This window comes from Gordonia sp. (in: high G+C Gram-positive bacteria) (genome assembly GCF_049299075.1).
Taxonomy (GTDB): domain Bacteria; phylum Actinomycetota; class Actinomycetes; order Mycobacteriales; family Mycobacteriaceae; genus Gordonia.
Map to the genome: position 1 here is coordinate 1 of NZ_JBAQWU010000483.1, position 3,337 is coordinate 3,337.

5 protein-coding genes are annotated in these 3,337 nt (G+C 66.8%); 2 read left to right on the forward strand and 3 right to left on the reverse strand.

Going from position 1 to position 3,337, the window contains the following annotated elements; all coding sequences use genetic code 11:
* Nucleotides 1–9 precede the first annotated feature (9 nt).
* Nucleotides 10–210 carry a DUF2613 domain-containing protein gene (locus WAW85_RS15225; RefSeq protein WP_422560432.1) on the reverse strand — a complete coding sequence of 67 codons (201 nt, stop codon included), beginning with the start codon at nucleotides 208–210 and terminating at the stop codon, nucleotides 10–12.
* Nucleotides 211–234: 24 nt separating this feature from the next.
* On the opposite strand from WAW85_RS15225, the gene WAW85_RS15230 reads away from it, so the two are divergent.
* The gene (locus WAW85_RS15230; protein ID WP_422560433.1) at nucleotides 235–1,440 is read left to right on the forward strand and encodes a glycoside hydrolase family 3 N-terminal domain-containing protein; all 1,206 of its coding nucleotides are present in this window, start codon (nucleotides 235–237) and stop codon (nucleotides 1,438–1,440) included.
* A gap of 39 nt (nucleotides 1,441–1,479) precedes the next feature.
* On the forward strand, nucleotides 1,480–2,103 hold the full coding sequence (locus tag WAW85_RS15235; protein WP_422560434.1) for a TetR/AcrR family transcriptional regulator: 624 nt from the start codon (nucleotides 1,480–1,482) through the stop codon (nucleotides 2,101–2,103).
* 71 nt (nucleotides 2,104–2,174) lie between these two features.
* Here WAW85_RS15235 and WAW85_RS15240 read toward each other — a convergent pair whose 3' ends face one another.
* Nucleotides 2,175–3,056 (reverse strand): MaoC/PaaZ C-terminal domain-containing protein, encoded by an 882-nt coding sequence (locus WAW85_RS15240; RefSeq protein WP_422560435.1) that lies wholly within the window; start codon nucleotides 3,054–3,056, stop codon nucleotides 2,175–2,177.
* A partial coding sequence (locus WAW85_RS15245) for an SDR family oxidoreductase (RefSeq protein WP_422560436.1) occupies nucleotides 3,056–3,337 on the reverse strand: 282 nt, incomplete at its 5' end. The genes WAW85_RS15240 and WAW85_RS15245, both read right to left, overlap by 1 nt.

Consider the following 3,337-nt stretch of genomic DNA (forward strand, 5'->3'; position numbering starts at 1 on the left):
CGGCCGCCGCTACTCCCCGCTTGCGGATCCGCTGCGCGAGCCGTACTGGACCGAGCCTTGGAGGAAGCCGTTTTCGGCATTGAAGCTATTCACATCGGTGGCTGGCGAGTTCTCCGCGGCCAGCGAACCGGCGAGGAAGATTGCGCCGACGCCCACAATCAGCCCGGCAGCCGCAGCTACAGCCCCATAAATCAGTCGGTCACGCATCATGGGCACCAAGCTACCATTCTTCGCATGCGTAACTCCCCTCGATCCGCGCGATACCTGCGACCGACCGCCCGCCTGATCGCCCTGGTGGTGTGCGGCAGCGTGGTCGCGGCCTGCTCGTCGACCGCCGACCAGATCGCCGCGTCCTCATCGGCGCCGGCCGGATCGTCGTCGACCGCGGCGAGTGCCGCGAGTGCCAGCACCGCCGTGCCCGCCGTCTGCGGGGCACCTGAACTGGCTCGACTGACGCTGCGGCAGAAGCTGGCGCAACGACTCGTGGTCGGGGTGACTGGTGCCGCCGATGCCAAGACCGTCGTGCAGACCGAGCAGATAGGCGGCATCTTTGTCGGAAGCTGGACGGACCTGACCATGCTGAGCGATGGTTCGGCCGCGGCCCTCGCCGAATCGGCGGACACTCCGCTGATGGTGACTGTCGATCAGGAGGGCGGTCGCGTCGCGCGCCTATCGAAGCTCGGCATCGACCTGCCGGCGCCGCGCGCAGCGGTGGCCAGCGGCCAGACCCCCGGGCAGGTGCGTGCGCAGGCGAAGAAGGCCGGCCAGCAGATGGCCAAGCTCGGCATCACCGTCGACTTTGCGCCCGTCGTCGATGTCTCCGCCGAGAGTGACGACGAGGTGATCGGGGACCGCTCGTACTCCAGCGATGCGGCGGTGGTGACCGAATACGCCGGCGCCTTTGCGGCCGGTTTACAGGACGCCGGGATCATGCCGGTCTACAAGCACTTCCCCGGACATGGCAGCGCCTCGGGCGACTCCCACTTGGGCTCGGTCACCACACCGCCGCTGGCGCAATTGCAGCGCAGCGATCTGGTTCCGTATCGCACGCTGCTGAAGAATCCGGGCAATGCCGGGGTCATGGTCGGGCACCTGATGGTGCCGGGTCTGACCCAGGGCGACACCCCGGCCAGCATCAGCCCGGCCGTGATGAGCATGCTACGCAGCGGTGCCGGCTATGACGGCCCGACCTTCGACGGCGTGATCTTCTCCGACGACTTGTCCGGGATGAAGGCGATTACCGACCGGTACCCGATCGACCAGGCCGTCTTGCGTGCCTTTCAGGCTGGCAGTGACATCGGCTTGTGGCTTACCACCGATAAGGTATCGGCCGTCCTGAACACCCTCGAACGAGCGGTGGCCGACGGAAAGCTCCCCGAGGACGAGGTCGACGCGTCCGTCGTCCGGATTCTGCGGGCCAAAGGCGTCCTCTCCTGTTGACCGTATCGCTCAAACTTACCGAATGGTAAGTTTGGGACCATGGCTGGAACTAAGCGCCTGCCACGGGCGATCCGGGAGCAGCAGATGCTCGATGCGGCGATCGCTGAGTTCGCCGAGTCCGGCTATTCGGAGACGTCGATGGACGCGATAGCGGCGCGCGCGGAAATCTCCAAGCCGATGCTGTACCTGTATTACGGCTCCAAGGACGAGCTGTTCAGCGCCTGCATCGAACGCGAATCGGGGCGTTTTCTCGAGGCCATGGCCAGTGGTTTCGACCCGACGCTGCGCCAGCGCGAGCAGACCCGCATCCTGGTCCGCGAGTTTCTGCGCTATGTGCACGACCACGCCGCGTCCTGGCATGTGCTGTACCGGGTGGCCAGCTCCAGTGCCGGCTTCTCGCAAGTGGTCACCAAGGCGCGCGCGCAGATCACCGGGATGATCACCGAGCTCATCCGGCAGGGCACCACCGTTGCGGCGTCTGATCTCGATCACGAGCTGACCGCGCTCGCACTGGTCGGTGCTGCCGAAGCGGTGGCCGACCGCATCTCCGAGGGCGACGTCTCCATTGACCGGGCCACAGATCTGCTGCTCGGCATCACCTGGCGCGGTCTGCAAGGTGTCGGCGACGGGGCTGGCACAGACGGGTCCGGCGCCGGGGAATAGCCGAGCCGTTAACGACGAACGCGGGCGCCGCGAACCACTGGTTCGCGGCGTCCGCGGCGTCGTACGTGCAGCTAGATCGCGGTGAGCCTGCCCGTCAGATGTGGGTAGCCTTTACGCCGATTCAGCATCGACACGGTGTACCCGTCGTCGTCCTTCGCGGTGTAGAGGTTGACCTTGGCCGGGAGCAGCAGCGGCTTACCGAAGCGCACCGTGTAGATGACGGCGGCAGGCAGCTGGGCCTCCACATTGGCGATGGCTGCGGCGGCGCTCCACATACCGTGGGCGATCGCCTGGGAGAACCCGAAGAGTTTCGCCGAGGTGTTGGCCATGTGGATCGGGTTGCGGTCACCGGACGCTGCCGCGTATTGGCGGATGAGCGCCAAATCCACGCTCAGCACCCGGTCGGGCGGCGGCGGAGCGGTGTCCTTTGGCGCCGGACCGCGCTCGTCGCCGGACAGGCTGGTGCGCTGCTGCTTGAGGAACGTGCCCGTCTGCCGGGCTACCAACTCCCGGCCCACGAAGAACTCGCTAATGACATCGATCAGCATGCCCTTGCGGTGCTCGCGGAGGTGCTCCGCATGCGTCGCGATGGTCAGCGGCTCGTCGACGCGGATCTGCCGGAAGCGCTCGATCTTGTTCTCCGCGTGCACCGCACCGATCGCGCCGAACGGGAAGTCCCGCGCCACCATGGTCTCCATAGCCAGGGGGAACTGCAGCACAAACAGGTAGGTCAGCGGTAGGTCGGCGCCGTACTGCAGGCCAGTGGCGCGGCAGTATTCTCCCAGCTGGGCGCGGTCGACCCGGACGTTCTCCAACCGGTAGACGGTGTCCGGGACGACGGCGGTGGCCGACACTCGCGCCGGCTTGCCGACAACCGGCAGCATGGCGCCGATAGCCTTCGGGTACTGCGTTGCCGCGGTGGGGCGCTCAGCGAGCGTGATGATTTTGGTCATCACGCACCCAGCAGGCTCTGACCGCAGACGCGTACGACGTTACCGGTGACGGCATTGCTCGCCGGGTTGGCGAAGTAGGCGACGGTCTCGGCGACGTCGACGGTCTGGCCGCCCTGCTGCAGGGCGTTCATCCGGCGCCCAACCTCGCGGGTGGCCAGCGGGATGGCGGCGGTCATCGCGGTCTCGATGAAGCCCGGGGCGACGGCGTTGATGGTGATGCCCTTTTTACCCAGGATCGGGGCGTAGGCATTGACCACGCCGATCACGCCGGCCTTGGAGGC

Excerpts from the sequence above, each read along its gene's own strand:
- WAW85_RS15240 (WP_422560435.1), bottom strand. The coding sequence starts at position 3,056 with ATGACCAAAATCATCACGCTCGCTGAGCGCCCCACCGCGGCAACGCAG.
- WAW85_RS15230 (WP_422560433.1), top strand. The coding sequence starts at position 235 with ATGCGTAACTCCCCTCGATCCGCGCGATACCTGCGACCGACCGCCCGC.
- WAW85_RS15225 (WP_422560432.1), bottom strand. The coding sequence starts at position 210 with ATGATGCGTGACCGACTGATTTATGGGGCTGTAGCTGCGGCTGCCGGG.
- WAW85_RS15235 (WP_422560434.1), top strand. The coding sequence starts at position 1,480 with ATGGCTGGAACTAAGCGCCTGCCACGGGCGATCCGGGAGCAGCAGATG.